The organism is Deltaproteobacteria bacterium, assembly GCA_016210005.1.
Lineage (GTDB): Bacteria > Desulfobacterota > Binatia > HRBIN30 > JACQVA1 > JACQVA1.
The window spans coordinates 128,581-144,672 of record JACQVA010000158.1; the positions used below are offsets into that span (position 1 = coordinate 128,581).

Here is a 16,092-nt window from a genome sequence, read left to right on the forward strand (position 1 = left end):
CATGGCCAACCTGCCGCATCTCTTTCCGCCGGGAACAGCGGCCGCCAAACAGTACACCTACGCTCGGGAGGTCAAAGGTAGGCCACTCAAGGTCCCAACTCGTGATCGCGTACCACACGGGACCAAGCTGATCCACGGCCTACGAGACGCGGAACAACAACGAACAGCTCTACATCCGCACCGGCAACTCGACGCGGTTGCTGACGACGAAGGAAGCCATCGACTACTGCAAGAGTCGGTGGAAGATAGCATGATGGTGCGGCACTACGGCTTCACGGACGAGGAGTTCGACCTTTTCGCCAACTACGTCATCAGGTACCGCCTGGACGGCGAGGCGGACTGATGCCGCGAAAACCCGCCAAGGTGAAGACATCCGAGCATGGCCTGAACTTCACCGCCCTGGTCGAAGCGGTCCGGCAGGTGCACGAGCGAAGCGCCGCCACAGCTGCTCGTGCGGTGAATGTGAGCCTCACCCTGCGTAACTGGCTCATCGGGCGGCACATCTGCGAGTACGAGCAGCGCGGTGCTGACCGCGCCGAGTACGGCGACCGTCTGCTGGAGCGGTTGGCCGAGGCGTTGCGCCGGAGGGACGCGGACATGTCCGCCCGATCACTCCGGCTCTACCGCCAGTTTTACCTCGTCTATCCCGAGATTTGGCAATCGGCGATTGCCAAGTCCTCAGGCAGCCACTTGTCGGAACCGATTTGGCGGTCACTGATTGCCAAATCCAGCACAAGCGGTCTTTTCCGGGAACCGACGACTCCCAAATCAAAGACATCCCGACGACTGGGGATTGATGGGCGCCTGCTCATCGCTCGGCTTTCGTTCACCCATCTGGCTGAACTCATTGCCATCGACGACCCACTCAAACGCGCCTTCTACGAGGTGGAATGCATTCGCGGCAACTGGTCGGTGCGGGCGCTCAAGCGCCAGATCGCGACCCTGTACTTCGAGCGCTCGGGGCTCTCCACCAACAAGGAAGACCTTGCGGCGCTGACCCACGGCGCCGCCGAAGAGGCCGAGCCGAAACTCGCTATTCGTGACCCCTATGTTTTCGAGTTCCTCGGCCTTCGGCCAAAGGAGGCGGTCAGCGAATCCGACCTGGAGGATGCCCTGCTCGACAAGCTGCAGGACTTTCTCCTGGAACTGGGCCACGGCTTCTGTTTCGAGGCGCGACAGAAGAGCATCGTCATCGGCAAGACGCGCGGCTTTGTGGACCTCGTCTTCTATCACCGCGTTCTCAAGTGCCATGTGCTCATCGAGCTGAAGGTCGACGAGTTTCGCCACGAACACCTTGGCCAGCTCAACACCTACGTCACCTGGTGTCGGCGGCACATGATGGCCGAACACGACAACCCGCCGGTGGGCCTGCTGCTCTGCACGCAGAAGGACCATGCTCTGGTGGAGTACGCGCTCGCCGGCATGGACAGCGGCCTGTTCGTCTCCAAGTACCAGCTCGAACTGCCGAGCAAGGAAGACCTGAGGCGTTTCCTGGAGGAAAAGCGCCGGGAGATGAACGACCGTGGATAAACATTGCCTTGCCCGAGGGGGGGATCTCTATCCGGACATCTTGTGTACCCGCCTTGGAGAAGACGCACCAGCAACGCTCACGGCAATCGGCTCCCTGGCACATCTCGCCCAACGCAAGACAGCGCTCTTCTGCTCCGCGCGCACCCCCGGCCACATCATCCTCGCCGCCTACGACCAGGCCGCGCGCTGGCGCGACGCGGGCCGCTGCGTCATCAGCGGCTTCCATTCCCCGGTGGAGAAAGAATGCCTGCGCATTCTCCTGCGCGGCCGGCAACCCGTCATCATCTGCCTCGCTCGCGGAGTGGAGGGTATGCGCCTGCCGGCCGAATGGAAAGCGGCGATGGCGGACAACCGATTGCTGGTCCTGTCGCCGTTCCCCGCATCGGAACGACGGGTGACCAAGAGCCTGGCCACGGACCGCAATCGACTCGTGGCTGCTCTAGCCGATGAGGTCGTGTTCGGCCATATCACACCGGGCGGCCACCTGGATGAATTGAGGTGGCTCATTGTTAGCTGGCGAGTTCCCCAGCGCGTGCTCTCGGATGGAGCCGAGCTACCGTCATGAACACCGTCGGCAAAGACCTCACCCCCCAACTCGCCATCACCTTCCACTCCCTCGATGGCAAAGACCTCTGCCGCGTCACCATCCAACCCAGCCCGCGGCCGGTGTTCATCAAGGAAGGCCAGTTCGAGCACCTGTACATCCGCACCGGCAACTCGACGCGGTTGCTGACGACGAAGGAAGCGATCGAGTACTGCAGGACGCGGTGGAAGACAGCGTGATGACGCGGCACTGCATCAACTACGACATCAAGTACCGCATGGGCGGCGAGGCGGAGGCCGAGGACGAATGACCTACACGTTGACGGCGCATGCGAAGAGGGTGCTGGCGGAGAGGGAGATCCGGCTCGATTGGCTCGAACGCACACTGAACGATCCGGTGTTGCGCCGACCCGATCCGGACGATACTTCGATCGAGCGTCTCTATCGCCCGATCCCTGAGTTCGGTGGGCGGGTGTTGCGCGTGGCGGTGAACTCCACGGTTGCACCGGCCCGCGTCGTGAGCGTATTCTTTGACCGGAGCATGAGAGGCAAACTATGAGACTCCACGTGGACCAGGAAGCCGATGCGCTGTACCTGCGCTTGGACGACTCGCCAATCGTCGAATCCGAGGAGGTCTCCCCAGGTGTGGTGTTGGACTTCAACGCCGACAATCAGGTCGTGGGCGTCGAGATTCTGCGCCTCTCCCAACGCGCCCCCGGGCTGGATGCGGGCAAGTTGGTGTTCGAGACGGCGCGAGCGACCGCGGCGCAGTAACGCCACACACCGGACCATCGGTGCATCATTGCGCCGAGTGTTTGGCGACGGCGTTGTCCACGGATGACCCCGTTGACCGTTGTGGCCGGTGCTCCCAGCTACCCAGATCGATTGCGAGAGCGCCTGGGTGCAGACGCGCCCGCGGAGCTGAGGTTGGTGGGCAACCTCGACGGGCTGGACCTGCCGAAGACAGCGCTCTTCTGCTCCGCGAGCAGTCCGGGTCACACCATCCTCGCCGCCTACGACCAGGCCGCACGCTGGCGCGACGAGGGCCGTTGCGTCATCAGCGGCTTCCATTCCCCGGTGGAGAAAGAATGCCTGCGCATTCTCCTGCGCGGTCGACAACCCGTCATCGTCTGCCTCGCTCGCGGATTGCAAGGCATGCGCCTGCCGGCCGAATGGAAGCAGCCGCTGGCGGACAATCGGTTGCTCATCTTGTCGCAGTTCCCCGCCGCGGCGCGACGGGTCACCAAGGACCTCGCCACCGACCGCAATCGCCTCGTGGCGGCGCTGGCGGACGAGGTCGTGTTCGCGCACGTCGCCCCGGGAGGGCAGGTTGATGAATTGAAGCAGCTCGTCACGCGCTGGGGCATCCCGTACCAAACGGTCGTAGGATGAGAACCGTGGCGCTCAGGCCGGCTGCCGGATGTGACTCGACCGCCCGTTGACAGCCGCAACGGAAATGGGTGAGAGGAGACCTCTATGGATTCCGGAACGCCAACGCTGCGCTCTCGCGAGCGTTGGTACCGCAAGCTGGCGCGCCGTCCCGAATACGCTGCCGGCGTCACGCTGTTGGGATTATTGGCGGGGGTGCTCGGCTCTGTCTACAGCGCAGACATCGGGCGCGCGTTCCCATTTTCATGGATTGGTGGCACGGTTCCATAGCCGCCCGCTCTCTTCTGGGGCGCCGCGATCCTCACCGCCCTGTTCTTCTTTCTGCGCCAGGGAGCCATTGACGCTGCTCGCCGAGAATCGGAGGAGAACCTCGGGCGTCGTTCGGATGAGCTGGTGAAGCTGATTAGCACCCTCCCTCCCAAAGGGTTTTTCTCCACGTTCCAGCGATTGTACTGGCATTGCAGTGCCGTGCTGACAGATGTCCTCAACGTGCCGGCCGAAGAGCTGCCTGCTGCATCCGTTGAACGCGCGATTCGAATCGTACTGAGTGAGGTTGCAGCGCTGGCGCATGACTTCGACGGCAGAGCCAGGGACGTGTTGTACGCTGCCAACATCATGCTGTTTCGGCCTGGCGAATCGCTGCCCTCAGGAAGGACGGCATTGACCGAACGCCTACGCTTTGCCGAACCCGAAACCGACCTGACCGCCCTGGAAGGCGTCCTGGATCTGTGCGTGGAGCTTTCGACCACCACGCAAGCGGAAGACTACGGCCCCGATAAGGATCTGCAACCGATGGCGCTGCCTGTGCCCAGAGTCAAACGTAGCCCCGATGGGCGGCGAAGCCGCGTACTGCCGGGAGCGCCGCGCGCATATTCTGAACGTCTGTTGGACATTTACGCCGACACGCACACCCTGGGACAATGGTGCCGCGAGAAGGGCGACTTCAGCGAGACCGTGTGCACGCAGGTCGATGACTACTTCCGCAGCCAGCAGTCAGTGCGCAGCTTCGTGGCGGTTCCGCTGATGCAACTGCGCGACGCGCGACCCCTGGCGGTGTTGAACATTCATCGCAACAGCGAGGGAATCCTGCGAACGAGAGCGGGATCGGACCCCGAGGTTTTGGATCAGTTCTCCGCTCTGCTCGGTCCGTTTTCGTCGACGTTGCTCTTGTTGCTGGCGCGCCTGGATCGATCGACGGCGCTCGGCGCACCATCTGTGTCGGGCAGCCAAGGGGTGCGGCATTAGCGTGTTGCCTATGCTATGTCTTTTCGCCCCGGAGGAGGCACATGATGCGAGACACGAAGATCACCGTTGAGGAGCTCAACCGCAGGCTCGACCAAACTGCCCGAGACCTGAAGCAGTTCATCTCCGAGCCCGACCGTCGCGAACGCTCGGTTGTCTTCCGGGACGGCGACCACGTGTCGGTGCGTATTCTGCCGAACAAGCCGGACGACGAGTAGCGCTGACTCCCTGATGATGTGAGCGCCTGTGCGCGCATTCGCGCCTCTGATCGGCGTCAACGACGACGCCACGGTCATCGGCCTGCAGTACGATTACCAGGCCGTCCACAAGAAGAGCCGCGACGGCTACGAGCTGTTCCTCCATGACCTGTTGCTCAACAACGTCGGCAAAGACCTTACCCCGCAGCTCGGAATCACGTTCCACTCGCTCGACGGCAAAGACCTCTGCCTCGTCGCCATCCAACCCAGCCCGCGCCCGGTGTTCATCAAGGAGGGCCAGTTCGAGCACCTCTACCTCCGCAACGGCAATTCGACGCGGTTGTTGACGACGAAGGAAGCGATCGACTACTGCAAGACGCGGTGGAGGTCGGGGTGATGCTTGCAGACGCAGCCGAGATCCCCTACCGCACGGGCCGCGGTGCAAATGGGGCGGCCGGATGAAGCTGCCCAACGCGCATCTGGCGGTGGTCGAGCGCGAGAAGATCACCGGCTACCTGCTTAATCCTGCGCATCCCGATAACGGTGGCAAAGCCGCCTTCTTCCAAGCACAGGGCTTCAAAGGCAGCGACTGGCAGACGCTGGCCGACGCCTTTCGCAAGCTGGCCGTGAGCGACGACGTCACCGAAGCTGTGGAATCAAGGCACGGTCGGAAGTATATTCTCGACGGTCGTATTGAGACCCCAAGCGGCAAGGTGTCAGTTGTGCGAACTGTTTGGATTGTAGATCGAGGGCTTGACGCGCCGCGACTGATCACGGCGTATCCGCGTGAAGAATGAGAGGGAGCCATGATTCGCGAACACGAACGCGTAGTGCTCACAACCCCAGCCCCTAACGAAGGGCTCGAACCTGGTGACGTTGGAACCGTGGTGCACGTATACAGGGACGGCGAGGCATATGAGGTGGAGTTCGTTGCCCTCGACGGGCACACCGCGGCGGTGGTTACCCTTGAGGCATCGCAAGTTCGGCCGGTCTCGCATCGGGAGATCACCCACGCTCGCGAATTCTCGGCAGCTAGCTCGTGAACTGTGCCAGCGCGGACATCCTCCAGACGTCACCCCGCAGCTTTCGCCATCACGTTTCGCGCCCTCGGCGGCAAAGACCTCTCCTGCGTCGCCATCCAACCCCGCCCGCGCCCGGTGTTCATCAAGGAAGGCCAGTTCGAGCACCTGTACATTCGCACCGGCAACTCGACCCGGCTGCTGACGGCGCCGGTGTTGTGGCATTGCTGGCGCAATAAACGAATTCCCGCGAAGAACTTGGATGCCCAGCCGTGCCTGGGCTATAGGACGACAAGGGAGGCGCGGGATGACTAACACGATGCGTGCGGCCGCGAGCCGCCGGACTTTTCTCAAGGCGGTGGGAGGCGTGCTCGGCGCCGCCACCCTGCCGATCGGCGCAACCCTGGCGCGGGGCGAGCGGGAGGCAACCGAGCCCGACGTGGTTGTGATCGGCGGCGGCTTCGCCGGCGTCACCGCGGCGCGCGAGCTCGGTCACGCGGGCCTGCGTGTGCTGCTGCTCGAAGCGCGCAACCGACTCGGCGGGCGTACGTTGACCACCAAGGTCGGCGAAGAGATTTTCGAGCTCGGCGGCACCTGGATCCACTCAACGCAGCCACACGTGTGGGCGGAGGCCAACCGCTACGGTCTCGAGCTCGTCGAAACCCCGGATGGGTTTCCCGAGCGGATCGTGTGGTGGGACGGCGAGCAGACGAAGGAAGCGGGAATACTGGACGCCCTACCGCTCGTCGGCTCCGCGCTCTGCGCCAGCCCCGACGACGTTGTCCCCGAAATGCCCTTGCCCGTGCTGCATGCCTTTGCGCTCCTCGACCAAGTCATGTCGAAGTTCCATGCGGAGGCAGCCACGGCCTTTCCGCGGCCGTTCGATCCGTTCTTCTCCGACGCCTGGCAGGCGAGCGACCGCCTCTCGATCCGCGATCGGCTCGACTCGATGGGCCTCTCCGCATCCCGGCGCGCGCTGCTCGAGGGCGTGCTCGGCGCTAGCGCACACGGAGCCTTCGAGGAGGCCGGCTTGGCCGACATGCTCCGCTGGTGGGCGCTGTCCGGAAGCGACCTGCAGCGCTACTCCGACACCGTGGCGCGCTTTCGCTTCCGCCAGGGCACCTCACGCCTGATCGACGCCATGATCGCCGATGGCAAGCCCGACGTGCGCCTGCAAAGCCCGGTGACCCGCGTCGTGCAAACGGGCGGGCGCGTCGAGGTCACGATCGCCGGCGGCGAGACGTTTCGCGCACGCGCCGTGATCGCAGCGCTTCCCATGAACGTTCTCGCGAACATCGACTTCTCGCCCGCGCTCGACCCGGCGAAGATCGCGGCGTCAAAGGAACGGCACGCCGGAGCCGGCGTCAAAGCCTACATCCGCGTGCGCGGCGAGGTGCCGAGGCTGCTCGCGCTCGCGCCCGAGCCCGAGCCTTTCTCGACACTGATGACCGCGCACGGCGGCAAGGACGGCGGCGTGCTCATCGGCTTCGGCACTGATCCGAAGAAGATCGACATCCACGCGACCGGCGCGGTGCAACAGGCGGTTCGGCGCTTTCTGCCGGCCGCCGAGGTCACCGAGGTCTTCGCTTACGACTGGCATCTGGATCCCTACTCGCTCGGCACGTGGTGCATTCTTCGCAAAGGACAGATGACGAAGTACTTCGCCGCTCTTCGCGCCCCCGAGGGGCTCGTGCACTTCGCCGGCGGAGACTTTGCGCTCGGATTTCGCGGCTTCATCGACGGCGCGATCGAGAGCGGCACACGCACCGCGCGCGTGGTGATCGAGCGCCTCGCAGGCAGTCTCGCGCTTGGGGCAGAGGCGGAGACGGCACCGGCGGCCACGGCGGGGGCGCCAGGCGAAGCCGCCTTCGAACCCTGCGCGGTGTGTCACTCGGTCGACGAATCGGGCAAAGCCGGCATCGGCCCGAACCTGCACGGCGTCGTCGGGCGCAAAGCCGCCAGCGACCCGTCGTTCGCATACTCCGAAGCGCTCCGCAGCCGCGGGATCACGTGGACCGAGAAGGACCTCGACGCGTTTCTCGCCGACCCGCAGGCCTTCATCCCGGGCACGCAGATGCCGTTCACCGGCCTCAAGGACCCGGCCGATCGCGCGGCGGTGATCCGGTTCCTGCTCAGCGCGAAATAGGTCGCGGCGCGGACGCAGCCGGCGCGGCTCCGCCGTAGCCACCTCGGCGCCGCTCGCGCCGTCGAGCGACGCGGTGGGCTCGTGGGCAAGAACGACCCGGCAGTTGACACCGCGGCAGCAAGAGCGCCCAGCCGGTTTTGGCGGCTCGGATGAATACTACTCTTTATCATGATAAACGGGAGCCATGGTTATCGAGCGACATCTGCGGCTAGATCCCAAGCGCAGCTGTCTGCTGTTGGGTTGGCGACGCGTCGGCAAGACCACCTTTTTCCACGCTGCGTGCCCGGACGTCACCTCGGTCAGACGTCTGAAGCGTCTTTGCCGCTTGCTGGAGTCAAGAAGATATTCACAACACCTCGGCGGTCGCACAGGCAAGCTGCGTGCAGCACAGATTTTCCACTAGCCGGAGAGCGGATCAGGCGGTATAGGCTTCCAGCCCCTATGTCTTGATGCGGCCTCGTACGGTCATGACCCCGTTTATGGTGGCTCGACCGTGCTGCGCCGCGCTGCCCGCGGTGTTCGACATGCCGTTCGACTGCCGCCAGACCAGCTCGTCGACGGCGACCTCCTGGTCGCTGTCGCGGTCACCGGTGCAGGTCTGGGCAGCCGCCGCGGGGGCAACCGGAGAACCTCACCACAGAGAACGCAGACGGCGCAGAGGAGAAGCAATTGGCGCCCAGGGTCACCCGGAAGACAGCTCTCGCACCCGTCAACAATGATGCCATTCGCTTGGCCTTCCGATCTTGAGGGCGGGAGCGGTGCTCCCGCCGCACTTCGTCGCGATCGCGGCACGTCGTTGATTTCCTCCGGGTGGAGCATTGCTCCACCCCTCCGAGTTTTTCACAACCTCTGAGCGCCCGAAGCGGCCGCCGCCGGGTAACTCACCTAGTGCCAGCGCGCCCCGGCTAGCGCGCGTTGCCGGCGGTTTCTGCCTTCAACCGGTCGAGGTCGGCGTGGGTGACCGCTTTGTGCGGCTCGCGCTGCAAGAACAACAGCACGCCGCCGGGAATCGACAGCGGGAGCTTCTCGATCCAGAAGCCCAGGTGGCCGATGAGGAAGGCCTTGACCGCGCCGGCTTTCGAGCCCAGCAACCAGACGAAGACAATCTCGCGAACGCCTTCGCCGGAAGCCGACGGGAGCACGAAAGTGCCCAAGGTCATGACCGCGCTGGCGAACAGCACTTCGAGCGGCTGCACGTTACCGGTGTGGATCGCGAGCGCGTTGCAGAAGTACATCAACGTCGTCGTAATCTGACCGAACACGGCCAGCGCCACGGCTGCCAGCAAATGGCCGCGCCGGTGCGCGTAGGCAGCGGCGGCTTCGATGACGCTGAGGAGAAAGCGCCGCAGGCGCGCGGATGGTACGATGTTCAACAGCCCTTTGAACCAGGACGGCTGCAACAGCACCAGGACGGCGAACACCACCGCCCCCGCTAGGGGAATCTTCATCGCCGCCACTAGCTCGCCGAAAGATTGACCGCGGGTAACCGCACCGGCAAACGGCATAAACAGCAGGATCACCACCAGCAACGCCACCAGCCCGATGACGCGCTCGACCGCCAGTGCGGTGGTGCACTGAATCGGTTTTCGCGTCACGCGGATGGTGTCGTACAAGCGCCAGCCGTCCAGCCCCATGGTCGACGGGGTGACGATGCCGAAGTAGCGACCGATGAAGTAAGTACTGGCCAGAAAGCGAAACGTGAGATCAATCCCTTGCCCGCGCAGGAGGATTTGCCAGCGCCAGATGTTGGCAAAGATGCCGGCAAGCTTGACCAGTATGGCCAGCGTGAACCAAGGCACGAACAGAGCCAGGTCGAGCGCACGCACCTCACGCCATAGGTCGGCAACTTCCACCGGCACCAGCTGCCACCCGTGCACCCGAAAGTAGGCGGTGTCACGGGCTTGGCTCCGCGGTACGGCCACGAATTCATCTTGCAGCAGCACGAACACGTACGCCAAGCGGCCATCCTGGCAATGACGAAAAGCCTTGAAGGGCTGTGCCGCGCCCTCGCTGCGTACAAAGACACGCCGGTCGGCGCTCGCCACGCAGACCTCGTCCGGGCTCATCGGCACTCGCGGCGGCGGCAGCTCGCGGCCGGCCAACCGGGCTTTGAGGCGCCCGACGACGCCCGGGTATTGCGGGTTGGCTGCTTCAAACGTGCCCGGGCGGTCGAGCAGGGCAACCGGCACAGCGCGGTAGCCGCCCCCGATCTCTACGAAGATGGCAACGAAGATAGCGGCGGTAACGGCCAGCTTGGCGGCGCCTTTGGCAATGGTACGAAAACTCATCGGCAGCGGCATCCTATACGGGTACGCCGCGACGAAAGCAACGCGGCAAGCCCGACGGTCAGCGCGGAGATAACCGCAGCTCCAGCCCCTCAACCGCGGCGCGACTATGAGGGAAGATAGTGCGGGCGAGACGTTCGAGGCGGCGAATCTCGGCGTCGTCGTGCTCGGGATCGTGATGGTACAGGATCAGCTGACCAACACCGGCGGCGCGCGCGGCCTCGGCCGCCATCCGCACCGTACTGTGCCCCCAGCCAGCCCGCTTGAGATGCGCCTGGTGGTACTCCCGATCGGTGTACTGGGCGTCGTGGATCAGTACGTCAGCCCCACGAGCAAAGGCGACCACATCGCCGTATCCGCCTTTGGGCGCCTCGACGTCGGTGGCGTACACCAACGAGCGCCCGCCGCATTCGATGCGATAGAGTATCACTCCAACCTTGGGATGAGCCCCACTGGCACGTGCCCACACAGCCACGGGCGCAGCCCCTGGGAGACGCAGGCGCTGGCGCGCTCGCAGCGCACGCACGGACACGCGCGCCGGAAATTCCGAGAACGACACCGGAAAGAAGTGCCGCGACATCGTGCGCGCCAGCAGCCGCCTGAGCGCAGCGCCGGTACGGCCCGGGCCGTAAACGTGACACCTCCAGCCGGAATCATGGGCCGGGGGGAAGAACCGTAGCCCCTCGATGTGATCGAGATGGAGATGGCTCAAAAAGATTCGGACAACCCGGTTACCGCGACGGTGCAGCAACTCGCGCCCGAGGCCGATGATACCGGTGCCGGCGTCGAGAACGATAGTGTGGCCGGCCGCCGTGACTTCGACACACGAGGAGTTTCCGCCAGTGGCGGCCGTCGCCGGCCCGGGGGCGGGATAGCTGCCGCGAACGCCCCAGAACCTGACGCGCAGCGCGGGCGCGCCCCTCACTTGACCTCCATCACAGTAACTCCGTCCCAATCCGGCGGCGGTGGTGACTCCACCATGGCGCGCGCACGGCCGAGATACAAGCGGGCGGGGCCATCGCCGGGGCGCTCTTCCAACACGGCGGAGAACGCGGCGGCAGCCTCCTGCCAGCGCTGCTCGCGGTAAGCGCGCAGCCCAGACTCGAAGCGTGTAATCAGCGGCTGCCAACGCACGCGCTCGGCGGCCGCACCCAGCACCTCGTAAATGCGCACCCCCTGGAGCTTGCCCTTCACCCGCACGAGATCGAGTTCCCGTACGACCAGCCCACCGCTCGCAGCAATAGTGCTCTCGCTGGCAACGATGTGACTGCCGTAGAGCTTGTTGAGCCCCTCCAAGCGCGCGCCTAGGTTCACGTTGTCTCCGATCACCGTATAACTAAGACGCCGCCGCGATCCCATGTTCCCGACCACCATCGGCCCGCTGTTGATCCCCACGCCGATGTCGAGCGCCGGCCAGCCACGCTGGGTCCACTGTTGGTTAAGTACGGCCAGGCGGGCGATCATATCGAGGGCGGCCTGACAGGCGCGAGCAGCGTGATCAGGCTGCGGCACCGGGGCACCCCACAAGGCCATGATTTCGTCGCCAACGTACTTATCCAAGGTCCCTCCGTGCGCGAAGATCACGTCCGTCATCGCACCAAGGAACTCGTTCAACAGCGCCGTCAGCGCTTGCGGCTGGTCTTGCAGTTGCTCGGATATCGTCGTGAAACCGCGGACGTCTGAGAACAGCACCGTCAGCTCCCGCGTCTCGCCACCGAGTGACAACATCTCCGGCTTCTGGCTCACCAAGCGCGCCACCGCCGGGGTCAGGTACATCTCGAACGCATTACGAATCTGGCGCCGGCCCCGTTCCGCCACTGCATAGTGCTGCACCACGATCGCCGTATACGTCAGCCCGATCGCCAGCAGCGGATAGAGCAAGCTCAGCGGCAACCCGTGCGCCTCGAACAACCACTGGCTCGACACCAGGTATGCCGCGGCCAAGCCCACAGCCACCAACGACCCGATCACGCCTCGGGCATGCTGCAGCACGGCTCCGAGCATCGCCGTGACGAGAAGGATGGCTGCGATCTCCACCAGCACGATCCATTTCGGCTGCTGAACGAAGTCTTGCCGCAACACATTGTCCAAGACGTTAGCATGAATCTCGACCCCCGGAAGCACACCGTCGAACGGGGTTGCGCGCACATCGGCAACGGCGGTGGCAGTGACGCCGACCAGCACCAGCTTGCCTTGCAGCGCCGCTGGGTCGAAGCGTCCCGCCAGCACATCAGCCGCTGCGATGTACTTGAACGCCTTGCCCGGCCCGCGGAAATTGATCAGCATCTGCCCATCTTCAGCCACCGGGATCGACACGGATCCTAGGCGCACCGACTCGACGCCGAATTCAGCGAACTTGATCGCCAGCGGCTGTTCCGGCCGATAGGTCCGCAACATGGCCAGCGACAACGGCACAGCGATCTCGTCGCCGAAGCGCACCGCCAACGGCACCCGGCGATACAGGCCATCGAGGTCATCGGGCAAGAAATTGAAATACCCCACATCGCGCGCCGCCGCGCGAAGCTCGGGCAGATTCACGGTCGCAGACTCAGCCTTGGGCAGCCGCCTCTCCCCTCCCCGGCCGTTGCCGCCGCGCTGCACCAGATTGAAGGTTGAGACCTCGAGCACGGGCCCAGGCTGCGCTTGTCGAGCAAAATCGAAGAAGTATCCCAGTACTACCCGACCCGACTGCCTCACCGCCGCGGCCAGTACCTGGTCATCGTCGGGGCGACGCATGAGCTCCCGGCGCACGATTGACCACGTGGCCTCGTCGACACCGTCGATACGCTCGGGCAGCCCTTCGCTACCGCCCGCAGTGGTGCGCTCAGACTGCACCATATCGAATCCGACCACGGCTGCACCCGCGGCCGTAATGGCATCCAGCAGGCGCGCCACCACCGACCGCCGCCACGGCCAGCGCCCGTATGTTTCCAAGCTCGCGTCATCGACCGCGACGATCACGACATCGCTGCTCCCAGCGCGGGCCCCACGTTGCAACAGCCGATAGTCAACTGACCGCGCATCGGCCAGCTCCAAGTAGCTGCAGCCGCCGAAGCGGGCCGCCGCCAGCGCCACAGCTACGACCAACGCGATCCGCATTCCAGTGACCCGCGTCCACGCCATCACGTCATCCCCTGCGGCATCACAGCGTATGAGTCAACCGCCGCACAAAAAAAAGAAGCCGGGCGATTTCTCGCCCGGCTTCCATTCACCGGTCTATCTTTGTCGCTAGCTTACGGATTGTCCGGCTCGATCGGCGCCAGCACCATGACGTCGTTACGCGAGCGCGTGCCGCTGAAATGCACGTTGACTGCCGCCGAGCGCACCCCGTTGTGGGTCTCTTCGGCTAATGCCAGCAACCCGTCACCGCGGTTCGGGTTGTTGCCGTCAACCGCCCGGATACGAGTCTGGCCGGTCAATGTCCCCTGCACCGCTACGTTGAAGATCGAGCGAGCATCGTCAGCGGGACCCGGGGCGGAGGCGATGTCCGACAACCCGATGGTATCGAAGCAGCGCACCGAGCGGCTGGTCGAGAAACGCTGCTCGAATTCGTTGTAGATCAACATCTGCGCCACCGTGGAGACGTAGCCGCCGCTCTGGGTGTAAAAATCCTCAGAACACGGCACCATCGTCAGCGTTGTCCTGATCGGGGCCGCTGTCACCGGATCCGCTGCGTCGTCGAAGAAGTGGTCGAGGATCAGAATGCTCGGGCAACCGGCGTATTCAGCACCAGCTGCCGGATCGCTACCGAGGACCAAGATGTCATCGCCATTGTTGACGTCCTGCCATGACTGGATGCCAATCGCGTTATAGGCCCGCGCATCCAGTCCACCACCACCACCAACCTCGATGATGGTGGCTTCGCCCTTCAGATCGCCACCGTAGTTATTGTCCGGATCAGTGCCCTGCGTCGGCTCCTCGCTTGTCGGATCGAGGACCGGCCCGACGTTAACCTGGATACACTTCAGCTCACCGATAAACGGGTCTTCGGGGGCCGGCGGAATTCGCCCGGCGTTGGTCGCCGGTTGGCCCCGCAACTCATCCGGCAGAGACGGATCGTTATCGACCGGCCCGACCTTGAGCAGCCCATCAAGCGGCAGCTTGGGGAGGCCGGTGCTCAGCAGCCACCAAATCGGCTGCCGCGCCGTCAGCCGGAAGGAGAAGTCGCGCTCCATCCAACCGGGCACACACTTACCACCGGTCACGCCGCCACCGTTGCAGTCGTCGTCCGACGTACACACCAACGGCGCCGTAAAGCCAGCACCGTCGGTCGCGCCGGCATTGGCGCAGTGGGAGTTGGCATTAACCAAGAAGCAGCGTGCCGCAATCTGGTGCGGCGAGGTATTGCTAACCTGGATAGCGGTATCGATACCAGCCCCGGCATTCGCCACCAGTTTTGGGAACACCACGATCGCCGCGGCCTTGTCAGAACCGATTTCCGCCGCGGACGCCGTCCCAACCAGCAGCACCCCTCCGAGGATCGCAGCCACCCCCGCGAGAAAAGGATTCCGCTTCACCATACGCATTGCCCTTCTCCTTTCAGCCGTCAGGGAGAACCCAGCCATTGCCTTTTCTCCGCTCCGCAACGTCAAACCTAGAACAGGTCCGGCAGGACCATGTGATCCCAGGCACCGCCGTCCGTGTCGGTAATACGATCGCCTTCGGTGTGAATGTTGAGTGCCGCCCGCGCCGAGTTGCCACCATCCACCCATGTGACCTCAGCAACTCCCACCACCGCACCGTTGAAGGTACCGTCGGTCGGATCGGCCGGGGTGATGCGCGTGTGCGCCACATCGGTGCCCAGTGTGGCCGCCGAGAATACGGAGTTGGCCGGGTTGTTCGGGCTATCGATGTCCGTCAGCACGATATTCTTCCAGCAGTTCACCGTAATACTCGCCGAGAACTTCTCCTCGTACTCGTTGTACACGGCGAATTGAACCGTGACCCGGCCGCCCTGCTGAGTTTCGAAGTTGGCCGAGCATGGAACCAGCGTCAGTTCCGTGGTCACCCCGAGGGCGGTACCCGCCACCGTTATTGCGCCACCGTCACCGAAGTGATTCAGGAGCAACGCAGCCGGGCAAGCGTTGTATTCGCCGGGGTTGCTGCCGTCCCTCTTGCGGTTGAGCAGAAGGTCGTTACCACTAGCACCGACAAGCGCCGAACCGATGATTCCGATAGCGTTGTACTTGCTGACGTCGCCGTCGGCACCTTTGAGGATGGCCTCGCCCTTGAGGCTGTTACCGCCCACCGGGGCGCCGTCGATCATGACTTCGACACAGCGCAACTCGCCGACGAAACCACCGGGCACTGGCGGAATGGCACCCGGATCAATACCGGCACCGTCGGCCCCGGGGATGTAAGTATCCGTCGGATCCATCGGCCGGCCCGTGGTCACGCGCCAATGGGTCGGCTGCTGCTTCGTCAGCCAGATCGTGAAGTCAGTTTCGTTCCAGATCGGCAGGCAGCCCGTCAGGGGGTTTTCGATGCCGCCGCACCACTCTGGCAAGCGCGCATCGACGTAGAAGCAGCGAGCGTGCACCATGTTGTTGGTGGTGTTCGAGATTTGAATGACCGTATCGATGCCGCCGGTCGTGATCACCTTGGGAAAGACCAAGATGGACGCCGGCTTTTCCGTCACGACGTCAGCGCGAGCGCTCGTCGCGATCACTCCCAGCGCCACCACGAATCCGCAGAGGCCCGAGAGAAACGCATTCCACTTCACCATTCGCATTGCCCTCCTC

General features: G+C 64.1%; 20 protein-coding genes. 15 read left to right on the forward strand and 5 right to left on the reverse strand.

The genetic code is table 11. The features are described 5' to 3' along the window. The first annotated feature begins 1 nt into the window (after nucleotide 1). The 15 genes from HY699_15460 (at nucleotide 2) to HY699_15530 (ending at nucleotide 8,066) form a co-directional block, all read left to right on the forward strand. Nucleotides 2-343 (forward strand): hypothetical protein, encoded by a 342-nt coding sequence (locus tag HY699_15460; protein MBI4517202.1) that lies wholly within the window; start codon nucleotides 2-4, stop codon nucleotides 341-343. Continuing rightward, nucleotides 343-1,530, forward strand: coding sequence for a DUF1016 family protein (locus HY699_15465; protein ID MBI4517203.1), 1,188 nt, complete (start codon nucleotides 343-345; stop codon nucleotides 1,528-1,530). The genes HY699_15460 and HY699_15465 overlap by 1 nt, the downstream gene beginning before the upstream one ends. Further along, nucleotides 1,523-2,095 carry a DNA-processing protein DprA gene (locus tag HY699_15470; protein ID MBI4517204.1) on the forward strand — a complete coding sequence of 191 codons (573 nt, stop codon included), beginning with the start codon at nucleotides 1,523-1,525 and terminating at the stop codon, nucleotides 2,093-2,095. Before HY699_15465 ends, HY699_15470 begins: the two co-directional genes overlap by 8 nt. Beyond that, nucleotides 2,092-2,313 carry a hypothetical protein gene (locus HY699_15475; protein MBI4517205.1) on the forward strand — a complete coding sequence of 74 codons (222 nt, stop codon included), beginning with the start codon at nucleotides 2,092-2,094 and terminating at the stop codon, nucleotides 2,311-2,313. The genes HY699_15470 and HY699_15475 overlap by 4 nt, the downstream gene beginning before the upstream one ends. A 67-nt stretch (nucleotides 2,314-2,380) precedes the next feature. Continuing rightward, the gene (locus tag HY699_15480; GenBank protein MBI4517206.1) at nucleotides 2,381-2,632 is read left to right on the forward strand and encodes a DUF4258 domain-containing protein; all 252 of its coding nucleotides are present in this window, start codon (nucleotides 2,381-2,383) and stop codon (nucleotides 2,630-2,632) included. Next, nucleotides 2,629-2,847, forward strand: a complete 219-nt coding sequence (locus HY699_15485; protein MBI4517207.1) for a DUF2283 domain-containing protein — start codon at nucleotides 2,629-2,631, stop codon at nucleotides 2,845-2,847. The genes HY699_15480 and HY699_15485 overlap by 4 nt, the downstream gene beginning before the upstream one ends. A gap of 111 nt (nucleotides 2,848-2,958) precedes the next feature. Continuing rightward, nucleotides 2,959-3,465 (forward strand): DNA-processing protein DprA, encoded by a 507-nt coding sequence (locus HY699_15490; GenBank protein ID MBI4517208.1) that lies wholly within the window; start codon nucleotides 2,959-2,961, stop codon nucleotides 3,463-3,465. Nucleotides 3,466-3,549: 84 nt separating this feature from the next. After that, complete coding sequence (locus HY699_15495; GenBank protein MBI4517209.1) at nucleotides 3,550-3,732, forward strand: hypothetical protein; 183 nt, start codon at nucleotides 3,550-3,552, stop codon at nucleotides 3,730-3,732. A 219-nt stretch (nucleotides 3,733-3,951) separates the two neighbouring features. Continuing rightward, nucleotides 3,952-4,707: a hypothetical protein gene (locus HY699_15500; protein ID MBI4517210.1), complete on the forward strand. Its 756-nt coding sequence runs from the start codon at nucleotides 3,952-3,954 to the stop codon at nucleotides 4,705-4,707. A gap of 41 nt (nucleotides 4,708-4,748) precedes the next feature. Next, on the forward strand, nucleotides 4,749-4,922 hold the full coding sequence (locus HY699_15505; protein ID MBI4517211.1) for a hypothetical protein: 174 nt from the start codon (nucleotides 4,749-4,751) through the stop codon (nucleotides 4,920-4,922). Nucleotides 4,923-4,950: 28 nt separating this feature from the next. Further along, nucleotides 4,951-5,298, forward strand: coding sequence for an ATP-binding protein (locus HY699_15510; protein MBI4517212.1), 348 nt, complete (start codon nucleotides 4,951-4,953; stop codon nucleotides 5,296-5,298). A gap of 61 nt (nucleotides 5,299-5,359) precedes the next feature. Beyond that, a complete protein-coding gene (locus tag HY699_15515; GenBank protein ID MBI4517213.1) occupies nucleotides 5,360-5,698 on the forward strand; it encodes a hypothetical protein in 339 nt (112 codons plus the stop codon). Nucleotides 5,699-5,707: 9 nt separating this feature from the next. Beyond that, entirely contained in the window at nucleotides 5,708-5,944 is a 237-nt protein-coding gene (locus tag HY699_15520; protein ID MBI4517214.1) for a DUF4926 domain-containing protein, read from the forward strand. Between the two features lie 3 nt (nucleotides 5,945-5,947). Further along, the gene (locus tag HY699_15525) at nucleotides 5,948-6,235 is read left to right on the forward strand and encodes a hypothetical protein (GenBank protein ID MBI4517215.1); all 288 of its coding nucleotides are present in this window, start codon (nucleotides 5,948-5,950) and stop codon (nucleotides 6,233-6,235) included. Continuing rightward, the gene (locus HY699_15530) at nucleotides 6,228-8,066 is read left to right on the forward strand and encodes an FAD-dependent oxidoreductase (protein ID MBI4517216.1); all 1,839 of its coding nucleotides are present in this window, start codon (nucleotides 6,228-6,230) and stop codon (nucleotides 8,064-8,066) included. Before HY699_15525 ends, HY699_15530 begins: the two co-directional genes overlap by 8 nt. A 905-nt stretch (nucleotides 8,067-8,971) precedes the next feature. On the opposite strand, the gene HY699_15535 is transcribed toward HY699_15530, so the two are convergent. The 5 genes from HY699_15535 to HY699_15555 form a co-directional block, all read right to left on the reverse strand. Further along, the gene (locus HY699_15535) at nucleotides 8,972-10,354 is read right to left on the reverse strand and encodes a flippase-like domain-containing protein (protein ID MBI4517217.1); all 1,383 of its coding nucleotides are present in this window, start codon (nucleotides 10,352-10,354) and stop codon (nucleotides 8,972-8,974) included. A gap of 58 nt (nucleotides 10,355-10,412) precedes the next feature. Then, nucleotides 10,413-11,276, reverse strand: coding sequence for an MBL fold metallo-hydrolase (locus tag HY699_15540; protein ID MBI4517218.1), 864 nt, complete (start codon nucleotides 11,274-11,276; stop codon nucleotides 10,413-10,415). Further along, nucleotides 11,273-13,474, reverse strand: coding sequence for an adenylate/guanylate cyclase domain-containing protein (locus HY699_15545; protein ID MBI4517219.1), 2,202 nt, complete (start codon nucleotides 13,472-13,474; stop codon nucleotides 11,273-11,275). Before HY699_15545 ends, HY699_15540 begins: the two co-directional genes overlap by 4 nt. 110 nt (nucleotides 13,475-13,584) lie before the next feature. Further along, nucleotides 13,585-14,877, reverse strand: coding sequence for a hypothetical protein (locus HY699_15550; protein MBI4517220.1), 1,293 nt, complete (start codon nucleotides 14,875-14,877; stop codon nucleotides 13,585-13,587). A 68-nt stretch (nucleotides 14,878-14,945) separates the two neighbouring features. Then, nucleotides 14,946-16,082, reverse strand: a complete 1,137-nt coding sequence (locus tag HY699_15555) for a hypothetical protein (protein MBI4517221.1) — start codon at nucleotides 16,080-16,082, stop codon at nucleotides 14,946-14,948. Nucleotides 16,083-16,092 lie beyond the last annotated feature (10 nt).

Bases quoted from the DNA above. Each gene is read 5' to 3' on its own strand.
- HY699_15460 (MBI4517202.1), top strand. From the start codon at position 2: ATGGCCAACCTGCCGCATCTCTTTCCGCCGGGAACAGCGGCCGCCAAA.
- HY699_15465 (MBI4517203.1), top strand. From the start codon at position 343: ATGCCGCGAAAACCCGCCAAGGTGAAGACATCCGAGCATGGCCTGAAC.
- HY699_15475 (MBI4517205.1), top strand. From the start codon at position 2,092: ATGAACACCGTCGGCAAAGACCTCACCCCCCAACTCGCCATCACCTTC.
- HY699_15480 (MBI4517206.1), top strand. From the start codon at position 2,381: ATGACCTACACGTTGACGGCGCATGCGAAGAGGGTGCTGGCGGAGAGG.
- HY699_15485 (MBI4517207.1), top strand. From the start codon at position 2,629: ATGAGACTCCACGTGGACCAGGAAGCCGATGCGCTGTACCTGCGCTTG.
- HY699_15495 (MBI4517209.1), top strand. From the start codon at position 3,550: ATGGATTCCGGAACGCCAACGCTGCGCTCTCGCGAGCGTTGGTACCGC.
- HY699_15505 (MBI4517211.1), top strand. From the start codon at position 4,749: ATGATGCGAGACACGAAGATCACCGTTGAGGAGCTCAACCGCAGGCTC.
- HY699_15515 (MBI4517213.1), top strand. From the start codon at position 5,360: ATGAAGCTGCCCAACGCGCATCTGGCGGTGGTCGAGCGCGAGAAGATC.
- HY699_15520 (MBI4517214.1), top strand. From the start codon at position 5,708: ATGATTCGCGAACACGAACGCGTAGTGCTCACAACCCCAGCCCCTAAC.
- HY699_15530 (MBI4517216.1), top strand. From the start codon at position 6,228: ATGACTAACACGATGCGTGCGGCCGCGAGCCGCCGGACTTTTCTCAAG.
- HY699_15535 (MBI4517217.1), bottom strand. From the start codon at position 10,354: ATGAGTTTTCGTACCATTGCCAAAGGCGCCGCCAAGCTGGCCGTTACC.
- HY699_15545 (MBI4517219.1), bottom strand. From the start codon at position 13,474: ATGGCGTGGACGCGGGTCACTGGAATGCGGATCGCGTTGGTCGTAGCT.
- HY699_15550 (MBI4517220.1), bottom strand. From the start codon at position 14,877: ATGCGTATGGTGAAGCGGAATCCTTTTCTCGCGGGGGTGGCTGCGATC.
- HY699_15555 (MBI4517221.1), bottom strand. From the start codon at position 16,082: ATGCGAATGGTGAAGTGGAATGCGTTTCTCTCGGGCCTCTGCGGATTC.